This is a genomic window from uncultured Varibaculum sp. (genome assembly GCF_902489465.1).
Lineage (GTDB): Bacteria > Actinomycetota > Actinomycetes > Actinomycetales > Actinomycetaceae > Varibaculum.
The window spans coordinates 1-24,169 of the sequence record NZ_CABTZZ010000028.1 but is presented as its reverse complement, the minus strand read 5'-3'; the positions used below and the strand labels follow the sequence as shown (position 1 = coordinate 24,169).

26 protein-coding genes are annotated in these 24,169 nt (G+C 54.3%); 24 read left to right on the top strand and 2 right to left on the bottom strand.

The features are described 5' to 3' along the window. Positions 1-213: 213 nt before the first annotated feature. The 15 genes from RDM26_RS06170 (at position 214) to rpsI (ending at position 11,037) form a co-directional block, all read left to right on the top strand. Positions 214-867: a hypothetical protein gene (locus tag RDM26_RS06170; RefSeq protein WP_307738124.1), complete on the top strand. Its 654-nt coding sequence runs from the start codon at positions 214-216 to the stop codon at positions 865-867. 271 nt (positions 868-1,138) lie between these two features. Next, complete coding sequence (gene secY / locus RDM26_RS06165) at positions 1,139-2,431, top strand: preprotein translocase subunit SecY (RefSeq protein WP_024059748.1); 1,293 nt, start codon at positions 1,139-1,141, stop codon at positions 2,429-2,431. Further along, positions 2,428-2,994: an adenylate kinase gene (locus tag RDM26_RS06160; protein ID WP_307738123.1), complete on the top strand. Its 567-nt coding sequence runs from the start codon at positions 2,428-2,430 to the stop codon at positions 2,992-2,994. The genes secY and RDM26_RS06160 overlap by 4 nt, the downstream gene beginning before the upstream one ends. 34 nt (positions 2,995-3,028) lie before the next feature. Then, positions 3,029-3,922 (top strand): type I methionyl aminopeptidase, encoded by an 894-nt coding sequence (gene map, locus RDM26_RS06155; protein ID WP_307738122.1) that lies wholly within the window; start codon positions 3,029-3,031, stop codon positions 3,920-3,922. Positions 3,923-4,048: 126 nt separating this feature from the next. Next, positions 4,049-4,594 carry a type II toxin-antitoxin system PemK/MazF family toxin gene (locus tag RDM26_RS06150; protein ID WP_307738121.1) on the top strand — a complete coding sequence of 182 codons (546 nt, stop codon included), beginning with the start codon at positions 4,049-4,051 and terminating at the stop codon, positions 4,592-4,594. 231 nt (positions 4,595-4,825) lie between these two features. After that, on the top strand, positions 4,826-5,047 hold the full coding sequence (gene infA, locus RDM26_RS06145) for a translation initiation factor IF-1 (protein WP_022864716.1): 222 nt from the start codon (positions 4,826-4,828) through the stop codon (positions 5,045-5,047). A 43-nt stretch (positions 5,048-5,090) separates the two neighbouring features. Further along, positions 5,091-5,204: a 50S ribosomal protein L36 gene (rpmJ, locus tag RDM26_RS06140; protein ID WP_024059744.1), complete on the top strand. Its 114-nt coding sequence runs from the start codon at positions 5,091-5,093 to the stop codon at positions 5,202-5,204. Positions 5,205-5,332: 128 nt separating this feature from the next. Next, positions 5,333-5,710, top strand: a complete 378-nt coding sequence (gene rpsM / locus RDM26_RS06135; RefSeq protein WP_024059743.1) for a 30S ribosomal protein S13 — start codon at positions 5,333-5,335, stop codon at positions 5,708-5,710. 45 nt (positions 5,711-5,755) lie between these two features. Next, positions 5,756-6,154, top strand: coding sequence for a 30S ribosomal protein S11 (gene rpsK, locus RDM26_RS06130; RefSeq protein ID WP_022864718.1), 399 nt, complete (start codon positions 5,756-5,758; stop codon positions 6,152-6,154). Positions 6,155-6,316: 162 nt separating this feature from the next. Next, on the top strand, positions 6,317-7,318 hold the full coding sequence (locus RDM26_RS06125) for a DNA-directed RNA polymerase subunit alpha (RefSeq protein WP_307738120.1): 1,002 nt from the start codon (positions 6,317-6,319) through the stop codon (positions 7,316-7,318). Positions 7,319-7,375: 57 nt separating this feature from the next. After that, on the top strand, positions 7,376-7,954 hold the full coding sequence (rplQ, locus tag RDM26_RS06120; protein WP_307738119.1) for a 50S ribosomal protein L17: 579 nt from the start codon (positions 7,376-7,378) through the stop codon (positions 7,952-7,954). Between the two features lie 186 nt (positions 7,955-8,140). Beyond that, positions 8,141-8,899 (top strand): ROK family protein, encoded by a 759-nt coding sequence (locus tag RDM26_RS06115; RefSeq protein ID WP_307738118.1) that lies wholly within the window; start codon positions 8,141-8,143, stop codon positions 8,897-8,899. Then, positions 8,881-9,771: a tRNA pseudouridine(38-40) synthase TruA gene (gene truA / locus RDM26_RS06110; protein WP_307738117.1), complete on the top strand. Its 891-nt coding sequence runs from the start codon at positions 8,881-8,883 to the stop codon at positions 9,769-9,771. Before RDM26_RS06115 ends, truA begins: the two co-directional genes overlap by 19 nt. Positions 9,772-10,071: 300 nt before the next feature. Next, positions 10,072-10,518, top strand: coding sequence for a 50S ribosomal protein L13 (rplM, locus tag RDM26_RS06105; RefSeq protein ID WP_307738116.1), 447 nt, complete (start codon positions 10,072-10,074; stop codon positions 10,516-10,518). A gap of 27 nt (positions 10,519-10,545) precedes the next feature. Beyond that, positions 10,546-11,037, top strand: coding sequence for a 30S ribosomal protein S9 (gene rpsI / locus RDM26_RS06100; RefSeq protein WP_307738115.1), 492 nt, complete (start codon positions 10,546-10,548; stop codon positions 11,035-11,037). A gap of 113 nt (positions 11,038-11,150) precedes the next feature. On the opposite strand, the gene coaA is transcribed toward rpsI, so the two are convergent. After that, the gene (gene coaA, locus RDM26_RS06095) at positions 11,151-12,155 is read right to left on the bottom strand and encodes a type I pantothenate kinase (protein WP_307738114.1); all 1,005 of its coding nucleotides are present in this window, start codon (positions 12,153-12,155) and stop codon (positions 11,151-11,153) included. 108 nt (positions 12,156-12,263) lie between these two features. Continuing rightward, the gene (gene glmM / locus RDM26_RS06090) at positions 12,264-13,604 is read right to left on the bottom strand and encodes a phosphoglucosamine mutase (protein WP_307738113.1); all 1,341 of its coding nucleotides are present in this window, start codon (positions 13,602-13,604) and stop codon (positions 12,264-12,266) included. Between the two features lie 158 nt (positions 13,605-13,762). Between glmM and glmS the strand changes: the two genes are divergently transcribed. The 9 genes from glmS (at position 13,763) to RDM26_RS06045 (ending at position 24,061) form a co-directional block, all read left to right on the top strand. After that, positions 13,763-15,727, top strand: coding sequence for a glutamine--fructose-6-phosphate transaminase (isomerizing) (gene glmS, locus RDM26_RS06085; RefSeq protein ID WP_307738112.1), 1,965 nt, complete (start codon positions 13,763-13,765; stop codon positions 15,725-15,727). Positions 15,728-15,751: 24 nt separating this feature from the next. Further along, complete coding sequence (locus RDM26_RS06080) at positions 15,752-17,374, top strand: NAD(P)H-hydrate dehydratase (protein ID WP_307738111.1); 1,623 nt, start codon at positions 15,752-15,754, stop codon at positions 17,372-17,374. An 18-nt stretch (positions 17,375-17,392) separates the two neighbouring features. Continuing rightward, positions 17,393-18,550, top strand: coding sequence for an alanine racemase (gene alr / locus RDM26_RS06075; RefSeq protein WP_307738110.1), 1,158 nt, complete (start codon positions 17,393-17,395; stop codon positions 18,548-18,550). An 8-nt stretch (positions 18,551-18,558) separates the two neighbouring features. Further along, entirely contained in the window at positions 18,559-19,104 is a 546-nt protein-coding gene (tsaE, locus tag RDM26_RS06070; RefSeq protein ID WP_307738109.1) for a tRNA (adenosine(37)-N6)-threonylcarbamoyltransferase complex ATPase subunit type 1 TsaE, read from the top strand. 4 nt (positions 19,105-19,108) lie between these two features. Beyond that, on the top strand, positions 19,109-19,804 hold the full coding sequence (gene tsaB, locus RDM26_RS06065) for a tRNA (adenosine(37)-N6)-threonylcarbamoyltransferase complex dimerization subunit type 1 TsaB (RefSeq protein ID WP_307738108.1): 696 nt from the start codon (positions 19,109-19,111) through the stop codon (positions 19,802-19,804). Positions 19,805-19,811: 7 nt separating this feature from the next. Next, the gene (gene rimI / locus RDM26_RS06060; protein ID WP_307738107.1) at positions 19,812-20,297 is read left to right on the top strand and encodes a ribosomal protein S18-alanine N-acetyltransferase; all 486 of its coding nucleotides are present in this window, start codon (positions 19,812-19,814) and stop codon (positions 20,295-20,297) included. A gap of 242 nt (positions 20,298-20,539) precedes the next feature. Further along, on the top strand, positions 20,540-21,298 hold the full coding sequence (locus RDM26_RS06055) for a succinate dehydrogenase cytochrome b subunit (RefSeq protein ID WP_307738106.1): 759 nt from the start codon (positions 20,540-20,542) through the stop codon (positions 21,296-21,298). A gap of 19 nt (positions 21,299-21,317) precedes the next feature. Beyond that, entirely contained in the window at positions 21,318-23,303 is a 1,986-nt protein-coding gene (locus RDM26_RS06050; RefSeq protein WP_307738105.1) for a fumarate reductase/succinate dehydrogenase flavoprotein subunit, read from the top strand. Then, complete coding sequence (locus tag RDM26_RS06045; RefSeq protein ID WP_307738104.1) at positions 23,300-24,061, top strand: succinate dehydrogenase/fumarate reductase iron-sulfur subunit; 762 nt, start codon at positions 23,300-23,302, stop codon at positions 24,059-24,061. The genes RDM26_RS06050 and RDM26_RS06045 overlap by 4 nt, the downstream gene beginning before the upstream one ends. Positions 24,062-24,169: the final 108 nt, after the last annotated feature.

Below are 24,169 nucleotides of genomic sequence, written 5' to 3'. Positions count from 1 at the left end.
GGGGGGGGGGGGAGCGCCCCCCCCCCCCCCCCGAGACTTTTACATTTATAGTGACCAGATAATACCGGCAACTCTGGTTTGATAAGTGTATTAAGTCACCAGGTTTGACATTAAATGTCGCCAAGCCACTATACTCATAATAGATTTGTTACAAAAACGTTATATGCGGATGTCTATACGGTGGCATCCGTACCCCAAAGCTCAGGAGATATCGTGAGAAAAACCTGGTTGATGGCACCAATCGTGGTTATGGCAGCATTTGGTTTAGTAGCTGCAGATTCTGTACATCCCTCAGTAGCAGCAAACGCACCTACAGTTAACATTTCGCAGTTAGCTAATAATATGCTGCAGGAAAATCTTTACAACCAGGCAGTATCAGTTGATGAACAGGTAAAAGTAGCTACTACCAAGGTAAGCGCCTTCTCTGCAGGTGCTTACCCCTCTTGTAGCTCTGCCTCGGCCAAGAACGAAGATGCTTCCCCGCTTCCGGCTGCCGAAACTCCCAATTGTGCCCCTCCCAGTGGGGATAGCGGGGTTCAGCCCTGGCCGCGGCAGGTACGCACTATGATTACTCAGCGTTTTGGGGTAACCAATATTGGAGGCTTGCGCCCCGGAGACCCGCGCGATCACGGTAAAGGCCTGGCTTTGGACGTAATGGTGCCGGTATCGAGTGGACTGGGAGATTCCATCGCCAATTGGGCAATCGCCAATAGCGGGGATCTAAACATTAAGTACGTGATTTGGAAACAGCGTATTTGGATGCCCGGGCGCGCCTGGAAAGGAATGGAAGACCGCGGTTCGACTACCGCCAACCACTTCGATCACGTACATCTCAGCTTTAACACCGGATCCGGGCGCTGCCTGTAGGCAAAGCCCTGCACGAACCCCGAATCGCACTGACGCGGCCGCGCCCCAAAGGTTATGCGCGTATGGTACTCAAGCGCCTGCGGCATTAACTCCGGCTTTATAACCTGGGCGCGCCCTCGGAACTAGGGGAGAAAGCAGAAAATCGCCGAACCGCGTGAACATTACCCCAAAAAGTATCTGCATGTGCTATTGCGAGGCTAAATTGTGTAGGCTTTTAAGGGTTAAAGAATTATCTTTTTTGCCGTGAAGAACACAGATTGCTGGAGGCAGCTTGCTAAGCGTATTCGTACAGGCGTTTAAAACGCCCGATCTCAGGAAAAAGCTCCTGTTCACCTTGGCGATTATGGCGCTGTATCGGGTCGGATCCCATATCCCCTCACCGGGAGTTAACTATCCGAATCTGCAGGCGTGTCTAAAGAACAACGAGCAAAACGGACTCCTCGATTTGGTGAACCTGTTCTCCGGGGGAGCCCTACTGTCCCTGTCGGTGTTCGCCATGGGAATTATGCCCTACATTACGGCCTCGATTATTATCCAGCTGATGCGGGTAGTGATTCCTCGTTTCGAAGACCTGCACCGGGAAGGGCAAGCCGGAAAAGCTAAAATGACCCAATACACCCGCTACCTGACCATCGGACTCGGGGTATTGCAGTCAGTGACCATTATTTATATGGCGCGTTCGGGGCAACTGCTGCAAGGCTGCGCCCCCAGTAAACCGATTATCCCCGACCAGTCGGCGCTCAACTACTTGATCATGATGGTCACCATGACCGCTGGCACCGGCCTAATCATGTGGCTAGCGGAACTAATCACCGAAAACGGTATCGGTAACGGCATGTCCCTGCTGATCTTCACCGGTATTGTGGCTAATATGCCCGCCCACCTGCAATCGATTGGGGCTTCCGGCGGAGTCTGGAAAGTACTGGTAATCATTGCTTTGGTTGCATTGATTACCCTGGCGATCGTATTCGTGGAACAAGCCCAACGGCGCATCCCGGTACAGTATGCCAAACGGATGGTGGGCCGGCGGATGGTGGGCGGTTCTACCACCTATATCCCCATGAAAATCAATATGTCCGGGGTTATCCCGGTGATCTTCGCGGCCTCGCTACTAGCCATGCCGCAAATGATTTCCCGTTTCGGTAAACCTACCGCCGGCTGGGTCAAATGGATAAACGATAACTTCCAACACGACTCCCTGCTGTATCTGATTTGCTACGCACTGCTCGTGTTAGGCTTCGCTTTCTTCTACACTCAAATCACTTTCAACCCGGAGGAAATCGCTGACAATATGAAGAAGTACGGCGGATTTATCCCCGGTATTCGGGCTGGGGCTCCCACCGCGGACTATCTGCACTACGTAATCAGTCGGATTACCACTGCTGGCGCGATCTACCTGGTAGTGGTAGCCATGGTGCCGATCGTGGCGCTGATTCCTTTGAAAGTAACCCAGATGCCCTTCGGGGGAACCACCCTGTTGATTATGGTGGGTGTGGGTCTGCAAACCGTACAGCAGATCGACGCTCAGCTTCAACAACACCATTATGAAGGATTCCTGAAATGAAAAAACGCCTGGTGATTCTGGGCGCCCCTGGTGCTGGAAAGGGCACCCAGGCGCACCAAATCTGCGAACTATTGGATATTCCTACGTTTTCGACCGGCGCGATGCTGCGCGCGCAAATGCAAGCAGGAACCGAGCTAGGTAATAAAGCGAAAGAACTAATCAACCGGGGGGAGCTAGTTCCTGATTCGGTGATTAGCGCATTGGTAGAAGCAGAGCTAAAAACTGATCGTTACCGTGGCGGCTTCTTAGCTGACGGCTACCCCCGTAACCTGGAGCAGGCACATTTCCTGGATCAGGTACTCAAAGATATGGGAACCCAGCTGGATGCGGTTATCAACCTGGATGTTGATTTAGAAGATGTGGTGGGACGGCTGCTAAAGCGCGCCGAGATTGAACACCGCTCTGACGATACCGAACCGGTGATCCGCCGTCGCCTGCAGGTTTACCATGAACAAACCGAGCCGCTAGTGCGCTACTATCGCGAGGCCGGCCTGCTGATCAATATTGATGGCAACGGCTCTATCGAGCAGGTTTGGGAAAATATTGCGGCTGAGCTGAAGTAATAAGTTAGCCTAACTGGGAAGAAGATAGATACCTATGCTATTTGGGCGGGGCATCGAACTAAAGAACCGCACCCAATTGGGGTATATGCGCCAAGCTGCGCTGATCGTTAATCAGATTCATGAGGCCGTCTGGGAAAATGCGCGAGCCGGGGTTACTCCCCGGCAAATAGATGAGATTTCCGCGCAAGTGATCGCGGATGGGGGAGCGCATCCCAACTTCCTGGGATACTTTGATTACCCGGCAACTATCTGTATCTCGGTCAATGACACCGTGGTGCACGGGATCCCCGGTGATGTTCCCTTTAAGGCCGGTGACTTAGTTAGTTTCGATTGTGGCTGCTATCTGGAACGTGACGGCAAGCAATGGCATGGAGACTCCGCGTTTTCGGTGATTATTGGGGAAGAACCAGCTCCAAAGCCAGATCCTTCTATTTCCGCGCATACTTACCCCACGTCCTCGGAAAAAGAACAACTCTTAGAGATAACTCGTTACAGTACCTGGGCAGGCGTGGCGGCTATAGCTCGTACGCGAGCCCGCGTGAATGATATTGGCGCTGCGATCGAGGACGCGGTGGACAGTTTCGGGGAACGCTTTGGCTGGACGGCGGGAATCGTAGAAGAGTTCACCGGGCATGGAATCGGCACTGCCATGCATCAGGCGCCAGATGTTTTTAACTTCCGGGCGGCTGGCAGGTCAGCAGCGATTAAACCGGGAATGGTGCTGTGCGTGGAGCCAATTTTGACGCGCGGATCTAATCGGGTTACCACTTTGGCCGATGACTGGACGGTGAAAACCGTAGATCACGGCCTCGCCTGTCATTGGGAAGCACAAGTTGCGGTGTTAGCAGAGGGCATCTGCGTTCTCAACCAGCCAGATTTTGGCGAGGCGGCTTTGGCGCCCTTCGGAATAAAACCGGTCAAACTATAGATTGTTACCTGAAATATCTCCGCCGCGCTCATTCTCAAAGATCCGCTACCAACGTTGGGGATATCTTTTACTGAGCGCTACCACCTTGTCGCCTGGTAGAGTCAGTTTTGAAAAGGAGGCGAGCCCATGCGTATTCCCTTCCGCAAACTATCCCGGATGATATCGCTGCTAGGGGGCAGTCAGCTAGAACAAGCTACTTCCCACCCAAATCGTCGGCGTCAGCAACAAAAATATGTGCGTCCGGCTGGCCGGACACGTTACCTCACCAAGGGCGATAAGGTTCCTCCTTTCGTCTATGACCCTGATACTGGTAATGGAGCAGCCGACCCCGGAGAAGTGATTTGGTGTTGGGTTCCCTATGAGGAAGAGGATGGGCGTGGCAAAGATCGTCCCGTGCTGGTCATGGCGGCGTTAGCAGATGCAGTGATTGGATCCCAGTTGACCAGTAAAGATCATGATAAAGATGCCGAGCAAGAAGCACGTTGGGGACGCTACTGGATGGATATCGGCGCTGGTGCCTGGGATTCTAAAGGACGCGAATCTGAAGCCCGTTTAGATCGTTTGCTGCTGATTCCTCGCCGGGAAGTACGCCGGGAGGGGGCACGTCTAGATCGCGAACGCTTTAACCAGGTAGCTGCGGCTATCCGGAAACAGCAAAGACTGAAATGGTAGGTAGCAGACGAGCGGCGTTTAGATAGGGAGCAAAACTTAGTTATTAAGGACAGGTTTTGCAACCTGCGACACGCTCATAACGGTAGAAATGGTGAAGGCGTGACCGATCTAACCCCGTATCAGCTTTAGGTTAGTCCTGCAACTAACGTAAAGTTGACTATTGGGTTTGTGACTAGAGGGGAATAGTATACCCGCTAGTCATCCTATGTGGACAAGGTTAGTGAAGGATAGATGGCTAAAAAAGAAGGCGTTGTAGAGGTCGAAGGTACCGTAGCAGAGGCACTCCCGAATGCATATTTTCGGGTGGAACTGGAAAACGGTCATAAGGTGTTAGCGCACATCTCGGGCAAAATGCGTCAGCATTATATCCGGATCTTGCCAGAGGATCGTGTGGTAGTAGAGCTCAGTCCCTACGATTTATCGCGCGGCCGAATCGTTTATCGATACAAGTAAAGCAGCGGACAGCGAAGTAATTCGTCGCAGCTAGAGGGAAGTTATGAAGGTTCAACCCAGCGTTAAGAAGATCTGTGAAAAATGCAAGGTGATTCGTCGCCACGGCGTTGTCATGGTGATTTGCGAAAACCCTCGGCATAAGCAGCGTCAAGGCTAGCCGAGAACAACAATAAGCGTGCTACTAGCACCTTTCAGATTTGAAAGGTGACCCCAGGTCCGGAGGCCTGGGCCGGGAAAACGGAAGGTGGCGCGACGGCCTCCGGAAACAATGTGGAGAGAAAATTAATGGCAGCACGTATTGCCGGTGTTGATCTTCCCCGCGAGAAGCGGCTGGAAGTGGCACTTACTTACATTTACGGCGTAGGGCGCACCCGCGCTCAAAAAACGCTGCAAGAAACCGGGGTTAGCCCGGATGTACGCGTAAAAGATATTTCTGAAGAAGATCTGATTAAAGTTCGCGACTTCATCGAATCGAACTACAAAGTAGAAGGCGACCTTCGTCGTGAGGTCCAAGCCGATATTCGCCGCAAGATTGAGATTGGTTCCTACCAGGGGCTGCGTCACCGTTTCCACTTGCCGGTACACGGTCAGCGAACCAAGACCAATGCGCGTACCCGTAAGGGACCAAAGCGCACTGTTGCTGGTAAGAAGAAGGCTGTATAAGTAAGCGCAGGCACCACCTGCTGGATCTGAGAAAAGAAGGAAGATATGGCTGCTAGTTCTATTAAGAGCCGTAAGCCGCGTCGGGCTGCGCGTAAGAACGTTATTCAGGGAAAAGCGTTCATTAAGTCCACATTCAATAACACTATCGTTTCGATTACCGATCCCTCCGGAGCCGTTATTTCCTGGTCGTCTGCTGGCCAGATGGGCTTTAAAGGATCACGTAAATCCACTCCTTTCGCTGCACAGATGGCTGCTGAAGCTGCTGCTCGGCGGGCTCAAGAACACGGTATGAAAAAAGTTGACGTGTTCGTGAAAGGACCGGGGTCGGGTCGCGAGACCGCTATTCGTTCCCTGCAAGCTACCGGCCTCGAGGTCGGTTCCATTCAGGACGTTACCCCGCATGCCCACAATGGCTGCCGTCCTCCCAAGCGCCGTCGCGTATAACGCGCGTCCTAACTGAAGTAGAAAATAGAAGATAGTAAAACACTTCTGTGAGTCTCCAGGCCGTCATTTGGGAGATTTCGCAGTCTTGTCTATAAAGCTGACCTTTGGTCAGGACGTCCGTTCCAGTCATATGGCGGGCTGGGCGACAGAAAGGACAACACGTTGCTTATTTCACAGCGACCCGTGCTATCAGAACAAGCGGTTAACGATCAGCGTTCCCGCTTCACTCTTGAACCCCTAGAACCCGGATTCGGACACACTCTAGGAAACAGTTTGCGGCGTACCCTACTTTCCTCCATTCCGGGAGCCGCAGTCACCTCGATCCGTATCGAGGGGGTGCCGCATGAGTTCCGCACTATTCCGGGAGTAATGGAGGACGTCTCCGAGATCATTCTGAACATTAAACAGATTGTGCTTTCTTCAGAGAATGACGAACCGGTAGTTATGTATCTGCGTAAAGCAGGTGCTGGGCAGGTTACCGCCGGGGATATTACCCCGCCGGCAGGCGTAGAGATCCACAACCCGGATTTGTACCTGGCCACTTTGAACGATTCTGGAAAGCTAGAAATTGAGCTGACGGTAGAACGTGGTCGTGGCTACGTTTCTGCTGATCAGAATAAGTCTGATGGGCACGAGATTTCTCGGATTCCCATCGACTCCATCTATTCTCCGGTAGTTAAAGTCCGCTACAAGGTAGAGGCTACTCGTGTAGAGCAGCGCACGGACTTTGACCGTTTGATTGTGGATGTGGAAACCAAGCCGGGACTAGCTCCCCGGGATGCGCTGGCTTCGGCAGGCAAAACCTTGGTAGAGCTATTCGGTTTGTGTCAAGAACTCAATATTGAGGCCGAGGGGATTGAGATTGGCGCTCCGCAAACGGATCAGGCGCTGGCTCAAGATCTGGCACTGTCTATTGATGACCTGAATCTACAGTCTCGTTCCTACAACGCTCTAACGCGGGAAGGAATCAACACGGTGGGGCAACTGGTTGCTCGCTCCGAGGCCGATCTTTTGGATATCCGGAATTTCGGCGCTAAGTCAATCGAAGAGATTAAAGCGAAGCTGGCGGAAATGGGGATGGCGCTAAAGGATTCTCCGCTGCCCACCTCGGTCAATCTAGATGATCTGACCAACCCCAGCTCGTTGCAGTTCTCTGACGACTAAGTCGGGTTTTCTCGGCGCTGAAACAGTAAAGTTTTTTAGGAAAGTAAAGGAAGAAACATGCCTAAGCCATCTAAAGGTCCACGGCTAGGAGCCGGCCCGGCACATGAGCGTAAAATCTTGGCGAATCTGGCGAAATCGCTGATCGAGCACCGTTCGATCCGGACTACTGAAGCGAAAGCTCGCCGGCTACAGCCCTACATTGAAAAGCTGATCACCAAGGCGAAGAAGGGTGATATCCACAATCGCCGTATGGTTGCCCGCAAACTGAGCACCCAGGTAGATAAATATACCCGCGGATTTGACGCGGTTTACACCCTGTTTGATGAAGTAGTTCCGGATCTGGATCCCAACCGTCAGGGCGGGTACACCCGAATCGTGAAACTGCCTGCTCGCCGCGGAGACAATGCTCCGATGGCCGAGATTTCTTTGGTCACCGAAAAGGTAGAGTCGAAAGCCAAAGTGCAGCCGACCAAGGACGAAGCAGATAAGCCTGAACAGCCGGAGGAATCCAAAGAGGCCGAAAAGGCCGAAGAATCTTCTTCGGAAGAGGCAGTCGCAACTTCGGACGCCCGCGAAGAGAACGCGGAAGCTGAAAAAGCAGAAGACGCGGACGAAGCGGCAGATTCTGAAGAATAGTTTTTTGGGCTTATCCGTCAGTAGCTGACACGGTAAGTTGCAATAACTTGATGCGGGCAGTTGGCATAGGTAATGCCAACTGCCCGCATTTTTAGTACCAGAGTTTAACAGCAGGTATTTGTTCTTAGCGGTCAGCCAGACCGGCCAGGCAGAATCTGCGGGTAAGGTAGGAACATGGGAAAAGAGATGAGAACCCCGCTGACCTTGTCTGTTGATTGTGGCGGGGGAGGGATCAAAGCCTCGGTGTTAGATAAACGCGGCACCATGGTGGCGCCCTCTTTGCGAGTTCCCACCCCTTACCCGTTGCCTCCGGAAAAATTAATCGAGATTGTAGAAGATTTCCGCGCGGAATTTAAAGCGGAAACCGATCGGATCACCGTGGGGATGCCGGGCATGATCCGCCATGGAATAGTCATTTCCACCCCGCATTATGTATGCCGGTCTGGCCCGCGCACCCGAGTATTACCGGAGATGGTGCAGGCGTGGGAAAACTTTGACCTGGCAGGTGCGCTAGAAGCAGAAACTTTATTGCCTTCGCTGGTGTTAAACGATGCGGAAGTGGCTGGAGCCGGGGTAATTTCTGGTACCGGCATGGAAATGATCATTACTTTGGGAACCGGGCTGGGAAATTCGATTTGGGATGGGGGACGGCTGGCTCCCCATATGGAACTTTCCCATATGGTTGCCCGCTGGGGTCTCCTCTTTGATGACTATGTAGGAGAGCCGGAACGCCTGCGCATGGGGGATGCTCACTGGTCACGGCGGGTTCGCCGCGTTGTCGGGGTGCTACGCGATGCAATTATGTGGGATCGGCTTTACCTCGGTGGGGGAAACTCTTCCCATATTGTGGAGTCGGTGCGTAAAACTTTGGGCGAAGAAGTTGTGATCGTACCTAATGATGCTGGTATTCGCGGCGGGGTGCGGGCTTGGAGGCTGACCACCTGATGGACGGCTCGATTCGTTTACGTCTAGACCTGGCCTATCGAGGAGCGCCGTTTCACGGGTGGGCGCGGCAACCGGGTCTCCTAACCGTCCAAGGGTGCTTGGAAGAAGCGCTGAGTCTGATTACCCGCCAGCCGGTACTCCTTACCGTCGCCGGGCGTACCGATGCGGGGGTGCACGCCCGTGGACAGGTTGCTCACCTGGATGTGCCGAAAGAGTTTTGGCTTTCCCTATCCAGAGGGCGCGAGGAAAGCGACCAGATCCGAGGGGAACGATTAAGGGCTCGTCTAGAAGGTCTTGCTGGCCGCGGTTTGAACGGAGCTTTGGCTCTCAAACAGGTAACCGTAGTAGCGGCGGATTTCGATGCCCGTTTTTCGGCTCTGTCTCGCACCTATCGCTATCTGATTTGTGATGATCCCCGTGCCCAAGATCCTTGCCGCCTGGATATCGCCCGCACGTCCTCGCCCCTGGAGGAGGAGAAGATGCAGGTAGCAGCGCAGGCGTTATGTGGCGAGCATGATTTTCTACCTTTCGCGAAACCTCGCGAAGGGGCGACTACAGTCCGCACTCTGCATTCCTTTAAGGTTTCCCGTCCTTACCCGGGAATGGTGCAGGCTATGATCCGGGCGGACGCGTTTTGTCATTCCCAAGTCAGGTTCATGATGGGGGCGTTAATCGAGATTGGGCGGGGTAAATACCAGACCGATTGGATAGGGGAGCTGCTGGCTGCCGGAGTGCGTGACCAGCGGGTTCCGCTTGCCGATGGGAGGGGGCTGACTCTTTGGGAGGTAGCCTATCCGCCTGCCGACCAGTACGCCTTGCAAGCCCAGAAAGCTAAAGTAGTGCGTACCCTGCCTGAAAACGCGCCCTCTTAACCTGAGCGAAAACCGGAAGGTGGCCAGCGCGCACTGAGCCTATGTGTGCAGTTCAACAGGATATTACTTTGACCAGGTAACAGCGGTTCCGTAAAATACTAAATGTTGTGTGTCCTGGAACAATCCAAGCGCAGGTATTTGACCTGGGATTTTGGCAAAAACAGGACGCTAGACGGAAAGAAATACGAAGTCGGGTGAAGACACTACGGCGGCGTCCGCAACATTTTTAGGCAGTTCCTGCCATCTGTTGCCGCGCCCTCGCAGTTCTCGCCCCCAAAGAAGAAACGAAGGCTTAAGCCCGTGCGAACTTATAATCCGAAAGCCGGTGACACCCAGGACAAGAAATGGTATGTCATCGACGCTGAAGACGTCGTTCTCGGACGACTGGCGGCCGTCGCCGCCAAGCTGCTGCGTGGCAAGCATAAGCCGACCTACACTCCCAACGAGGATATGGGCGATCACGTCATTATCGTGAATGCCGCCAAGGTCGGACTTACCGGCAACAAACGTCAGCAGAAACGCGCCTACCGCCACTCCGGGTACCCAGGTGGCTTGAAATCTGTAACCTACGGTGACTTGCTAACAAAGAAACCGGAAGTGGCAGTAGAAAAAGCGGTGCGCGGCATGGTTCCCCACACTCGGTTGGGACGTGCCCAGATGAAGAAGCTGCATGTATTCGCGGGTCCCGAACATAACCACGCGGCACAGCAGCCCGAACCTTACGAAATTAAGAAAATCGCCCAGTAGCCCTGAGCCAAGACCCTGAGGAGAATTGTGGCTGATACCACCGAAAACGAGGAGCTGTTGGAGGAGAACGCCCCCAGCTCTTACACCACGGAAACCCAGTCGGAGCCGACTGGCTCTGGACAGTCCGTGACTGCTCCCGGCATTGGGCTGGGACGCCGTAAACGCGCAGTTGCGCGGGTCCGGTTGATTCCGGGCAGCGGCGAATGGAAGATTAACGGCAGAACTTTGGAAAGCTATTTCCCGAACAAGCTGCATCAGCAGCTAGTGCGATCCCCGTTTACCCTGCTAGACCTGGAGGGACGTTTCGACGTTGTTGCTCGAGTCTCTGGTGGCGGTACCTCCGGCCAAGCCGGAGCGGTGCGCCTGGGCATTGCCCGCGCCCTGAACGAAATCGATCGGGAAGCTAACCGTCCTGCCCTAAAGAAGGCGGGATTCCTAACCCGCGATTCGCGCGCTGTTGAGCGTAAGAAGCCCGGCCTCAAGAAGGCGCGTAAGGCTTCGCAATACTCTAAGCGCTAAGCTTTTACGCTTATGTATTTTGCCCGGTAGAGGCGGTTAATACCGTTTTTACCGGGCAAAACTATACGGCAGACCAAGTTGATGAGATTTTGAACCGAGGGTACGGCAGCTGATTAGAGTTTGCGGAGGTAGACATTTTCTAGGCGGTGCTCAGCGTCTTTACGCAGGATTAGCGTCGCCCGCCCTCGGGTGGGACGAATTTGTTGCTCCAGGTTGGGCAGGTTTATAGAGGCCCAAATATCGAGGGCAATCTGGCGCGCCACCGAATCGGAAATGCCGGCATAAACTTGGAAATATGAACTGGGATCGGAGAAAGCGGATTCCTTTAACGATAAGAAACGCTCCACAAACCACCGTTCAATATCTCGGGTTCGGGCATCAACATAAATCGAAAAATCAAAGAAGTCACTGACTGCCAGGGATTTGTGATCATATAACCCGCTGCGTCCATCATCTTGATCCAGCTTTTTCTCCAGGTTAGGTAGATCTTGATGTCCCCGGTAGAACCAAGCGGGCTGCAGTACGTTGATGCCTTCTAGGATCAAAATATCTGGGCTGGAAACAGTGATATATTCATCGGGCACCACGTCATAGGTGACGTGCGAATATACCGGAGCTTTCACTTCGGGTTCCCCGGCTTTTACCTGGGTAACAAAGTTAAGCAGGGCACGGCGGTTATAGGACTCGGGGAACCCTTTCCGCGCTACCAACCCGCGCCGCTCTAACTCTGCATTCGGATACAAAAACCCATCGGTAGTAACTAAAGCGACCCGCGAGGTTTCCGGCCAGCGGCTAAGCAGGTTTTGCAGAATGCGGGAAGTAGTGGATTTCCCGACCGCCACGGAACCGGCAACCCCAATAATGAAGGGAATACGGCGTTTATGGGGGCGGCCAAAAAAATCTTGTTGATCTTGGGCGAGGGCGCGAGAATGTAAAACCCGGTACCGCAGCAACGCTGACAAGGGGCGATATACTGCGTCTGCCTCCTCTAAATCAATCGGATCACCCAAGGCTGCCAGAGAACGCAAATCCGCTTCGGTCAGGGGCATCGGTGTTTTCGCGGCGAGGGCGCGCCAAGCGTCCCGATCAAATTGTTCATAAATGGATTTTGCCGGCATATCTTTTAGGCTCCGCTAGGTTGGCTCCGCTCAAAAATAGTGCGTCGATATCTTTTACGCCCTGCCGCCAGCGCATAGGATGACCGCGCTGGCGGCAGGGCGAAAAAACTATAAAGATAGGCGCTGTTTTACTACTTCGGCTAGGTGTTCACAGACCGCATCGGCTTGTTCTTGGGTAGCGGCCTCTACCATTACCCGCACCAGTGGTTCGGTTCCCGAAGCGCGCAGCACTACCCGCCCGGTATCGCCTAGTTCTTCCTCGGCTTTAGTAATTTCTGCCCGCAACCCGGCATCATCGGTGCGTGTCTTGTCCACGTTCGGTACGTTAATCAGGGTTTGCGGTAAGCGTTTTACGAATTCGCAAATCTTCTCTAAGGGCTGACCAGCATCTTTAACTGCCCGGGCAATGCACAGCGCAGTCAGAATCCCGTCCCCGGTGGTGGCGTGGTTACCGTTAATCACGTGGCCAGATTGCTCCCCACCCAGGACGAATCCTTGCTCACGCATTTTTTCTAGGACATACCGGTCACCGACAGCGGTTTGCACGGTGTTGATTCCTTTTTCCTTCATCGCTAAAATCAAACCCAGATTCGACATAATCGTGATCACTAGGGTGTTTCCGGTTAGTTCGCCCTTTTCCTTGAAATAGGCAGCTAACATCCCCATGATTTTGTCGCCATCCACCAGGTTGCCTTGGGAGTCGACTGCTAGGCAGCGGTCGGCGTCACCATCGAAAGCCACCCCGAAGTCACATCCGGCCGCTACCACTTGGCTCTGTAACTGTTCCGGGTGGGTAGAACCACAATTGTCGTTAATATTGCGTCCATCAGGGGAGGCGTTGATTACTACGGTGTCGATTCCGGCCTCTTGCAATGCCTCCGGACCTAGATGGGAAGCCGCACCATTGGCGCAATCCACGGCTACGCGCAGGCCAGAAAGATCTCCCACTGCTCGCACCAGGTGTTTAATATAAAGCTTTTCGGCGCTTTCTCGCTCTGCTTCAATCTCCCCGACCTGGTCGCCGATGGGGCGGTCAGTTTTCTCACCCAGCAGATGTTCGATTTGATCCTCGATCGCGTCAGGGAGTTTATAGCCGCCCCGGGCAAAGAATTTAATCCCGTTGTCTGGCATCGGGTTGTGAGAGGCAGAAATCATTACTCCCAAGTCAACGTCAGCTTTCGCGGTCAGGTAGGCGACGCAAGGGGTGGTTACTACTCCGATGCGGTTAACGTCCACGCCCTCGGAAGCTAGCCCCGCCGAGATCGCGTGGTCAAGAAAATCGCCGGACATGCGAGTGTCCCGGGCAACGATTGCTCGCAATTTTTTGCCCTTTGGCGCATCTTTGCGCACCTGTTTAGCAGCGGCTCGTCCCAGTTCCAAAGCCAATTCTGGGGTTAAATCTCTATTTGCTAGGCCGCGCACTCCGTCGGTCCCAAAAAGTCTGCCCATTTTACCTGTCTTTCAACTAGCAGAATCTGACTTTCTCAGCCTACCCCACCAAGCCGGATTGGTTTTGTTTAGCAACCAGCTGTCGGCGATAATTCGCATTTACACTGTTTAGGCGCGCGAGATAGCAATGAGGAAGAACTCGTGAAAAAATCTATCTCATGTGTGGAATCTTAGGAATGGTAGGGCTAGAACCCACTAAAGATACAGAAGAAGTGATTATGGGGGGTCTGTCCCGCCTAGAGTATCGGGGATATGACTCCGCGGGGATCGGACTAGCTACCCCCGGTGGCATCGAGATTCGTAAAAAGAGCGGAAAACTCGCGAATTTGCAGGCGGATTTGCAGGAAAATCCCCTGCCTCAGGCTTTCGCGGGGATTGGGCACACCCGCTGGGCTACTCATGGCGGGCCGACAGATATTAATGCCCATCCGCATATTTCTTCCGACGGGCAACTCGCGGTAGTACATAACGGCATTATCGAAAACGCCGATAACTTGCGCCGCGTCCTCGAAAATCAGGGTTTCAGTTTCGCTTCTGAAACCGATACGGAAGTAATCGCGAACCTACTGGCAGCATCCTATTTAGCTGATGAGGACGCAGGTACGTCCCTGGGGGAGGACGGAGCCGAGGTGCCTGCTCCCGTCCTCGATAATACGCAGGTTTGTGCCGACGTGGCTGAGGGAGCGCACCAGGCGGCGGCGCGTCTTTCCAGGGCGCTTTTGGCTACTATGGCGCAGCTTAAGGGCACTTTTACGATTTTGGCGATTCACCGGGAGGCTCCCGGCATGGTGGTTGCCGCGCGGCGTTCCTCCCCTCTGGTTATCGGGGTAGGAAAAGAATGTAACTACCTAGGTTCGGACGTTTTAGCTTTTGCTGATCACACCAAGGAGTGCCTGGAAATTGGGCAAGATGAACTGGTGATGGTGACTGCCAAGCAGGTGCGGGTAGCGGACAGTGGCGGCAAAGAGGTTACTCCTCAGCAATTCACCGTGGATTTTTCAGTAGACCGCACTTCTAAAGACGGCTGGGGTACTTTCATGGAAAAAGAAATCCATGAACAACCCCAGGCAGTTACTGCCACTTTGCAGGATCGAACCGATTCGCAAGGCTATCTGACGTTAGATGAGCTGCGCATTAGTCAAGATGTGTTGCGACAAGTTAACAAAATGGTGATTATCGCTTGCGGCACTTCCGCCTATGCTGGACAGATTGCCCGCTACGCGATTGAGCATTGGTGTCGGATCCCGGTAGAAGTAGAGCTGGCCAGCGAATTCCGTTATCGTGACCCGGTAGTTGACCAGCGCACCCTCGTGGTGGCGATCAGCCAGTCCGGGGAAACCATGGACACCATTATGGCCGTGCGGCACGCGCGCGAACAGGGGGCGAAAGTGCTGGCGATCGTGAACACCCCCGGTTCAACGATTCCTCGCGAATCCGATGCGGTGCTGCTGACGCATGCCGGCCCTGAAATTGCGGTGGCTTCCACGAAAGCATTCACCGCCCAAATCACTGCTTGCTACCTGTTGGGACTATATTTAGCGCAGGTGCGCGGAAACAAATTCATTGATGAAATCGCGGATTACCTGGAAAAACTGGCAGAAGTGCCCCACAAGATGCAAACCCTGCTCAATGAAATAGAGCCGGTAGTAGAGGTCGCTAAACGCTACGGCAAGAACCTGAAATCCACGATTTTCTTAGGACGTCACGTGGGATATCCGGTGGCCATGGAGGGAGCGCTAAAACTTAAAGAAATCGCCTATGTACATGCGGAAGGCTTCGCCGCCGGAGAGCTCAAACACGGGCCTATCGCCCTAATCGAGCCGGGACAGTTCGTATTTGTGGTAGTGCCTACCCCGCGCCGCCCGGAGCTACACCAAAAAGTGCTCTCCAACCTGCAGGAAGTACGCGCTCGCGGCGCAATCACCTTGGTAGTAGCGGAAGAGGGAGACGATAAAGTCGACAAATATGCCGACCATATTTTCCGAGTTCCCAGCACCCCCACCCTTTATCTGCCGTTGCTAACCGTGATTCCGTTGCAAGTATTTGCCTGTGAAGTAGCCAAGAGCAAGGGATACGACGTAGATCAACCGCGCAACCTGGCCAAATCGGTGACAGTGGAATAGTCAGCAGGAAGGAAATCTGGCGGCATGATTGAGGCATTCGAGAAACAGACAGTAAGGGGGGCCGAAGCCCAAGTGGTAGCTGCCCATCCGCAGGGGGCACTGATGAAAAAGGCGGCTGGCGAAGTTAGTGATACTACTGTCGAATTTCTGCTTGCCCGGGGTGCCAAAGTTGAAGAAACCCGGATTCTGGGTTTAGTCGGTGGCGGCGACAACGGCGGCGACTGCCTATACGCCCTATCCTATTTGGCGAAACTAGGCTATTCCTGCCTAGCGCTGATACTTTCCGATAAGCCCCACCGCAAAGCACTGGCGGCGGCAGAAAAAGCACAGGTGACTATCGAGCAGGTAGATTTAGCAGGCAGTAGCCGCCAGATTGCGCGCCTAAGCGCCCGCCGCGCCCGCGCCGCCCAGGTATGGATTGATGGCCTGGTAGGAACCGGGGTAAACGGTAAACTGCGCGAACCATTAGCGCAGGTAGTGCTGGAATTAAATCGCTTATATGAATCTCGGCGTTTAAAAGTGCTGCGGGTGGCGATCGATATCCCCTCCGGGGTTTTCACCGATGATGGACGGCTACCGGGTCCTTTCCTGGCAGCTGACGTGACCGTAACTATGGGAGGACGCAAATCCTCCTGTCTACTTCCTCCTGCCGCCTATCAATTCGGGCAGGTACGGTTAGTAGACCTGGGTCTGCAGATGGAAAAGCCGCGATTAGCCCGCCTGGAGGCAAGTGATGTGGGATCTTTGTGGCCGGTGCCCGGCGCCGAAGACCATAAATATACTCGCGGGGTAGTGCAGGTAGTTGCCGGTTCTTCCGCCTTCCCCCTGACCGGGGTGATGTGCGTAGAGGGCGCGGGTAGAGCCGGTGCCGGGATGGTGCGCTATGTGGGGCCCGAGGACGCGGCTTTCGCAATATTGTCTCGTTTCCCGCAGGCAGTTGCCGGTTCCGGGAAACATCAATGCCTGCTGGTAGGTCCCGGTATCGACCCTAAAGATACTTCCCGGGTACGCGAGGCGATTAACCAAGCGGTACAGGCTGCTACCAGTGGAATTCCTCTGGTGCTGGACGCGGGCGCGATCGACCTCTATCCCCAAATCATCTCGCAGATTCCGGGCGGAACTCTTAACCACCGGGCAGTACTTACTCCTCACGCAGGGGAGGCTGCGCGTCTACTTTCTACCCTAGGAGCCGGAGGAGGACGTGGCGGGGTTACTCGCGCCGAGGTGGAGGCCTCTCCGGCTGCTTGGGCGCAGTTCTTAGCGGATAAAACCGGGGCAACGGTGCTGCTTAAAGGAGCAGTAACTGTGATTGCCAGCCCAGAAGAAACAATGTTTAGCCAGGCTGGGGCACCTTTCTGGACGGGTACTGCTGGTTCGGGCGATGTACTTGCGGGCATCACCGCTGCAGTGTTAGCCCAACATCAAGCCCGCGCAGAGCAATTAGGGCGTCGCCTAACTCCTTCCCAAATGTCAGCCGCGGTTGCCTCAGCTGCCTGGGTACACGCCATGGCAGCTCGGAAAGCGGCGGGACTTCCGGTTACCGGTGACGATCCGTCCGGCGCGGCGTCTTTGGGGGCACCGATAGTGGCTACCGATATTGCCCACCAGGTTCCCCGAGCTATCGCCTATGCTTTGAGCCAAGCCTAGAGCGGTATAGTCATGGTCATGGATACTGATTTTCCGGCGCGCGCGATTATTGACCTGTCGGCACTGGAAAAAAACCTGCAACAGCTGCGCAAATGTGACCCGAATGTGCAGGCAATGGCGATTGTAAAAGCCAATGCCTACGGCCATGGAGGCGGGCAGATTGCGCTTGCCGCCCTCGAGTTCGGAATCAAATGGTTTGGGGTGGCGCAGCTGGCGGAAGCAATGCAGCTGCGACAGGCACTGAAAGATTTTCCGCAGGCCCGCATTTTTACTTGGATTTTCAGTCCCGATGCGGATCTGGAAGCCGCGATTAAAGCCGATTTGGATATTGCGGTATCTAATCCCCAAACATTATTGGCTATTGGCAGTGCCGCCCGAGCGGCAGGTAAGCAAGCCCGCATTCACCTGGCGGTGGATACCGGGATGGGACGCGAGGGGGCACTGCCTGAAAAACTGGCTCCTTTGCTTTCGGCGGCAGCGCTCGCCAGTGAAGAGGGCACCGTGGCAGTTAGCGGGATCTGGTCGCATTTAGCGCGCGGAGACGAATCAGGAGCAGGAGAAGAAGCGACTGCACGCCAGCTTGCAGACTTCCAGCAGGCGTGCGAACTTGCTCGCCAACGCGGTTTTACGCAGGTAGTTCGGCATCTCTCGGCTTCTTCAGGACTGCTGTGGCATCCGCAGGCACATTTTGACCTTACGCGCTATGGGATCGCCATGTACGGCCTCACCCCGAATCCGGCGCGCGCCACTACTGCCAGTCTGCAGCTGACCCCGATTATGCGCGTCGAAGCCGATTTGATCAGCGTCAAGAAACTTCCTGCAGGTCACCCCGTTTCTTATGGTGGTACCTGGGTGGCGCCCCGCGATACCTATATCGGGATCGTGCCGCTGGGATATGCGGATGGAATTGACCGCCATGCTTCCGGAAAAATCTGGGTTGGAGCCAATGGGCAGAAATATCCGCAGGTAGGACGGATTTGTATGGATCAATTCATGGTGGATTTAGGTAGCGGCGAGGACGGAAAGCCACCGCTGGCGCCCGGGGCGACGGTGCGGGTGTGGGGAGATGGCTCCCAGGGGGAGCCCACCGCCGACGATTGGGCAAAGGCCGCCGAAACCATAAACTATACGATTGTTACCGACCTTAATCCTCGGGTGCCGCGAGTCTATATCTAGGAGGAGACATGTCCTTTACTATCACCGTTAATTCTTCCGATCAGACGCGCGCCGCCGGAGAGCTCTTAGCCAAGCAGCTTCGGCGCGGTGATTTAGTGATGCTCTCCGGAGGGTTGGGAGCCGGAAAAACTACTTTTACTCAGGGGATCGGTTCTGGACTGCAGGTTAAAGGCAGGGTATCTTCCCCCACTTTTATTGTTGCCCGGGTACACCCGTCTCTGGTGGGAGGGCCGGATCTGATTCATGCGGATGCCTACCGGATCAAAGATCTAACCGATCTAGAAACCCTCGATTTGGACTCCACTCTAGAGGAGGCAATCACCGTCATCGAATGGGGAGAAGGCAAAACCGAACAGCTGTCGGCTGATCGCCTGGAGATCGAGATTCACCGGGAACACGGCGGGGTCGCTACCAGCAGTAACGGGGTAGTAGATCTGGCGGAAATGGATGATGGTAAACGGACAATCTCTATCCGCTCACTGGGGAAGCGCTGGGAAGGAACGGACTGGGAACAGATTTTTCCGCGTTGGAGGACGGACAAGAAAAGTAGGTAATAATATGCGGATTCTATGTATTGATACTTCGCTGGGAGCTTCGGTTGCCCTGTGGGATAGCGAAGCTAAGAACCAGGTGTTAGCTAGCCGGTCTAGCCAGGACTCTCGATCCCACGCGGAACATCTTGCAGAACTGGTTAGTGAGGTAGTGCAGGAAGCTTGCGAGTGCGCCCTCGCGAAAGCCGGTATTGAGGCGGTGGCAGTAGGACGCGGCCCGGCTCCTTTTACCGGATTGCGTTCCGGGTTGGTAACTGCCCGCACGATTGGTTTTGTACTGGGAGTGCCGGTGATCGGAATTAGTTCCCTCGATGCCCTGGCACGCGCAGTATTAGACCTGGTTCCGCCCACGCAGGAAGTATTTGTGGCTACCGATGCGCGTCGTAAAGAGGTTTATTGCGCTCAGTATCGCGCGGACGGCCCCGATGATGTTTGCTGTCTATGGGGACCGGAAGTGGGTAGACCCGCAGCATTCGCTAATCGAGCGGCTACTCCCGGGCTGATTGTGGCGGGAGCGGGCGCGGAGCTTTATCCCCAAGACTTGAGGTTAAATCCCGGGCTCCCTACCGAGGTGGAAGCGGCGGTACTAGGTAGGATCGCACAGGTACGCTTAGCCGGGAAGTCAGCTGATGAACTCCTAGATACAGTATCTCCCCTGTATCTGCGCCGGCCGGATGTGCAGCCCCCTAACCAGGCAAAATAGGGGTTTTGTGAGTAGCTGCGTTTCTTTAAGTCTCGAGGACGTGCCCGCACTGCTCGCCTTGGAGGAGTCCTCTTTTGGGACAGAAGGCTTTAGCGACATGCAGCTGCGGCAAATGCTATCTGCCCGTTACGGGCTAGCCATTGGGATCTGGCAGGAGCAGATCTTAGTGGGGGCAGCTCTCTTGGAAGTTCTAGTTCCCGAATCCGAGTTGCATTCCTTGGCAGTGTTGCCCGGAAAGCGTCGCCGCGGACTGGGAGCCGCCCTCTTAAAATCCGCCCTCAGCGCTGCGCGTAAACGGGGAGCAACTGAAATGTTTTTGGAAGTGCGCCGGTCTAACCAGGCTGCGATCGCACTTTATGAACGCGCCGGTTTTGCATCCTTGAGTGTGCGCCGCGGATATTATTCCCATCCCCGCGAAGACGCCATAGTGATGCGCAAACGTTTGGCGAGTCCGTCTCCCGGTCCTGTCGGTGCAGAAGTAACCTCCTCCTGAGCACCGGCAAAACGTATTTTGCAACTTCAAGCTTTCTCAATTATTTAAAAATTCCTGAGTTCTTTCCGGCGGGATTCGGAAATCCCCTCTTAGTTTTTCTTTCGTTACCCCGGAGACAGATCCGCTATCTTTGCAGGTACAAACAGTTTAGGCGCTAATTGATTCGATTTTTTTCGCGTTTTTATTCCTATCTAGACCCAAATTCCTAAGTCGGTGAAAACCGGTGGGTTAGCCTGTGAATCGTGGCCAATACAAAAGAAATTCAAAAGAGGCGAAGCTGGAACACCCTGGTCTTCGCGAAACAGTGCATGGCCGTTACCGGCGTATTTTTTGTGCTGTTTGTGTTAATGCATTCCTACGGCAACCTGAAGATTCTGGCGGGGCCTGATGCCTATAACGGCTATGCCCACCACCTACGGGTCTTCGGTGCCCCTATCCTGCCTTATGAAGGCTTGCTTTGGATTCTGCGCGTACTGCTACTTGCTTGCGTCATTATCCATATGATCTGCGCCTTCTACCTCTGGTATCGCGCCAGCAAGGGACGAGGCTCTCAGAAGTACGTAGTCAAACAGAACGTGGTTAATAACTATGCTGCTCGAACTGTTCGTGTCGGTTCAGTACTGCTGGTTATCTTTGTTCTGTTCCATCTGTTCCATTTCACTACCAAGTGGTTCCAGATTGGTGCAAGGGAAGCCTATAGCTCAGCTACCTGCAGTGTAGAAGGAGAGATGATCCCGGTAGCACCGTGGAACATGATGGTAACCACGTTCTCGCCAGCTAACTGGTGGACGCTGATCATTTACCTGGGTGCGGTCGCGATTGTGGCTCTGCACGTGGGGCACGGCGTATGGTCCGCCCTACAAACTATGGGTTGGATCCGGGAAAACACGCATAAAGCGACCGTTTATATTTCCGGGATCGTGGGGCTATTGCTGTTCGCCATGTTCGCCATCCCACCGCTGTATCTGGTAATCACCAACCCCGCTCCGGTGGCGTGTTAGTTAGGGAAGGATGCGTAAGATGACTGAACAACAAAACCTAGTCGACGGTCTATATTCTGTTGGCGAGCCAATCGCCGACCAGAAAGCCCCTCTAGATGTACCGATTGAAAAATGCTGGAAGCAACGCCAGTTTAATGCGGCGCTGGTTAACCCGGCTAACCGTCGTAAAATCAAAGTAATCGTGGTAGGTACCGGCCTGGCAGGGGGCGCCGCTGCTGCTTCGCTAGGCGAAATGGGCTACCACGTCGATGCTTTCTTCTACCAAGACTCTGCTCGCCGCGCACACTCGATTGCGGCTCAGGGCGGGATTAACGCGGCGAAGAATTATCGCAATGACAACGACTCTGACTACCGCCTGTTCTATGACACGGTTAAGGGCGGGGATTACCGCGCTCGGGAAACTAACGTTTACCGGCTCGCGGAAGTATCTGCCAATATTATTGACCAGTGTGTAGCGCAGGGCGTGCCTTTTGCCCGTGAATATGGTGGCCTGCTAGATAACCGTTCTTTCGGTGGGGTGCAGGTTTCTCGTACTTTCTATGCGCGGGGTCAGACGGGTCAGCAGCTCCTAATTGGCGCCTATCAGGCGCTGCAGCGTCAGGTCAACGCGGGAACCGTGGTTTCTCACTCCCGTCATGAAATGGTGGAACTCATCGTTTCCGACGGTCGGGCGCGCGGGATTGTGGCTCGCGATATGGAAACTGGTGAACTGGAAACTTTCACTGCCTCGATTGTTATTTTGGCGACCGGTGGTTATGGAAATGTGTTCTTCTTGTCCACCAACGCTATGGGGTGTAACGGTACTGCTGCTTGGCGTGCTCACCGTAAGGGTGCCTATTTTGCTAACCCTTGCTACACCCAGATTCACCCGACTTGTATTCCCCAGCATGGTGATCAGCAATCTAAGCTCACTTTGATGAGTGAATCCTTGCGTAACGATGGACGTATTTGGGTTCCCAAGAAGAAAGAGGATTGCAAGAAAGACCCGCGGGAAATCCCGGAAGAAGATCGTGACTACTACTTAGAGCGTATCTATCCCTCTTTCGGTAACTTGGTTCCCCGTGATATTGCTTCGCGGCAAGCCAAGAATATGTGCGATGAGGGTCGCGGGGTAGGACCGGAGATTGACGGCGTTGCTCGCGGCGTTTACTTGGATTTCGCGGATGCGATTGAACGTATGGGCAAGGAAGCGGTTTCTGCCAAGTACGGCAACCTGTTCGATATGTATAAGCGGATTACCGATGACGATCCTTATGAGGTTCCGATGCGGATTTACCCGGCGGTGCACTACACCATGGGTGGGGTTTGGGTTGACTATGACCTTCAGACCACTATCCCGGGTCTGTATGTGGGCGGGGAAGCTAACTTCTCTGATCACGGCGCTAACCGCTTGGGTGCCTCCGCTTTGATGCAGGGACTATCTGATGGTTATTTCGTGTTGCCGAACACGGTAAATGACTACCTGGCTCATACCTTGGATTGGGAAGATCTTCCGCAAGATCATCCGGATGTGGTGGCTGCCAAAGCCCAAGCGCAAGAGCGTATTGACCGCTTGATGGCGATTGAGGGTACGCGTTCGGTGGACTCTATCCACAAGGAACTCGGCCACATTATGTGGGAGTACTGCGGTATGTCCCGCACCCGCGAGGGGCTGCAGAAAGCTATCGGCATGATTCGGAACCTGCGTAACGAGTTCTGGACCAATGTACGGATCCCGGGCAAAAAGAGCGGCGAGATGAACCAGTCGCTAGAACGCGCCGGTCGCTTGGCTGACTTCCTAGAGCTGGGCGAGCTGATGTGTATCGATGCCTTGCATCGTGAAGAATCCTGTGGCGGTCACTTCCGGGAAGAGCACCAAACTCCGGAAGGAGAGGCTATGCGTGACGATGAAAACTTCATGTATGTAGCCGCTTGGGAATGGAAAGGTGAGAATCAGCCCCCTGTCCTGCACAAGGAGGATCTGATTTACAACAATATCGAGGTCAAGACAAGGAGCTACAAGTGAACATCACTTTGCGAATCTGGCGTCAGGCTGGCCCAGACGCCGAGGGAGCTATCCACGAATATCAGCTCCACGGAGTTAGCGAGGATTCCTCTTTCCTGGAAATGCTGGATATCCTCAACGAGGATCTATTTGCCCGCGGAGAAGAGCCGGTCGCGTTTGACTCGGACTGTCGCGAGGGAATTTGTGGTATGTGCGGCCTGGTGATTAACGGGGTTCCGCATGGAAACCACTCCCCGGATCCGAAAGATAACGCCACCACCTGTCAGCTGCATATGCGTTCCTTCAAGGATGGGGACACGATCACCGTTGAGCCTTGGCGCTCCAAGGCATTCCCGATCATTAAGGATCTGGTGGTTAACCGGAGCGCCTTGGATCGTATTATTCAGGCGGGCGGATACATTTCGGTTAATACCGGTGCCGCTCCGGATGCACATTCCACTCCGGTTCCCAAGAAGGATGCGGATCGGGCTTTCGAGGCCGCGGCCTGTATCGGTTGTGGGGCGTGCGTGGCTGCTTGCCCGAACGGCTCGGCGATGCTATTTACCTCTGCGAAAGTGACCCACCTGGGTCTTTTGCCGCAAGGTAAACCGGAGAATCTCCGGCGGGTTACGCAGATGCTTAATCGGATGGGTGCTGAAGGATTCGGTGGATGCACCAACTTTGGTGAATGCGCGGCGGTATGCCCCAAGCAGATTCCTCTGGACTTTATCGCGGTACTAAACCGGCAGCTCGGCAAAGCTGTTCTGTCTGGAGTTTAAACCTGCAGCTAACAGTTAAATAGCCGTTCTTTTGCATGGCCAAGGCGGGCGCGGGGGGAAACACCCCGCCCCCCCTCCCTCTTTTTTGGGGCCCCTGGGGGGGGGGGG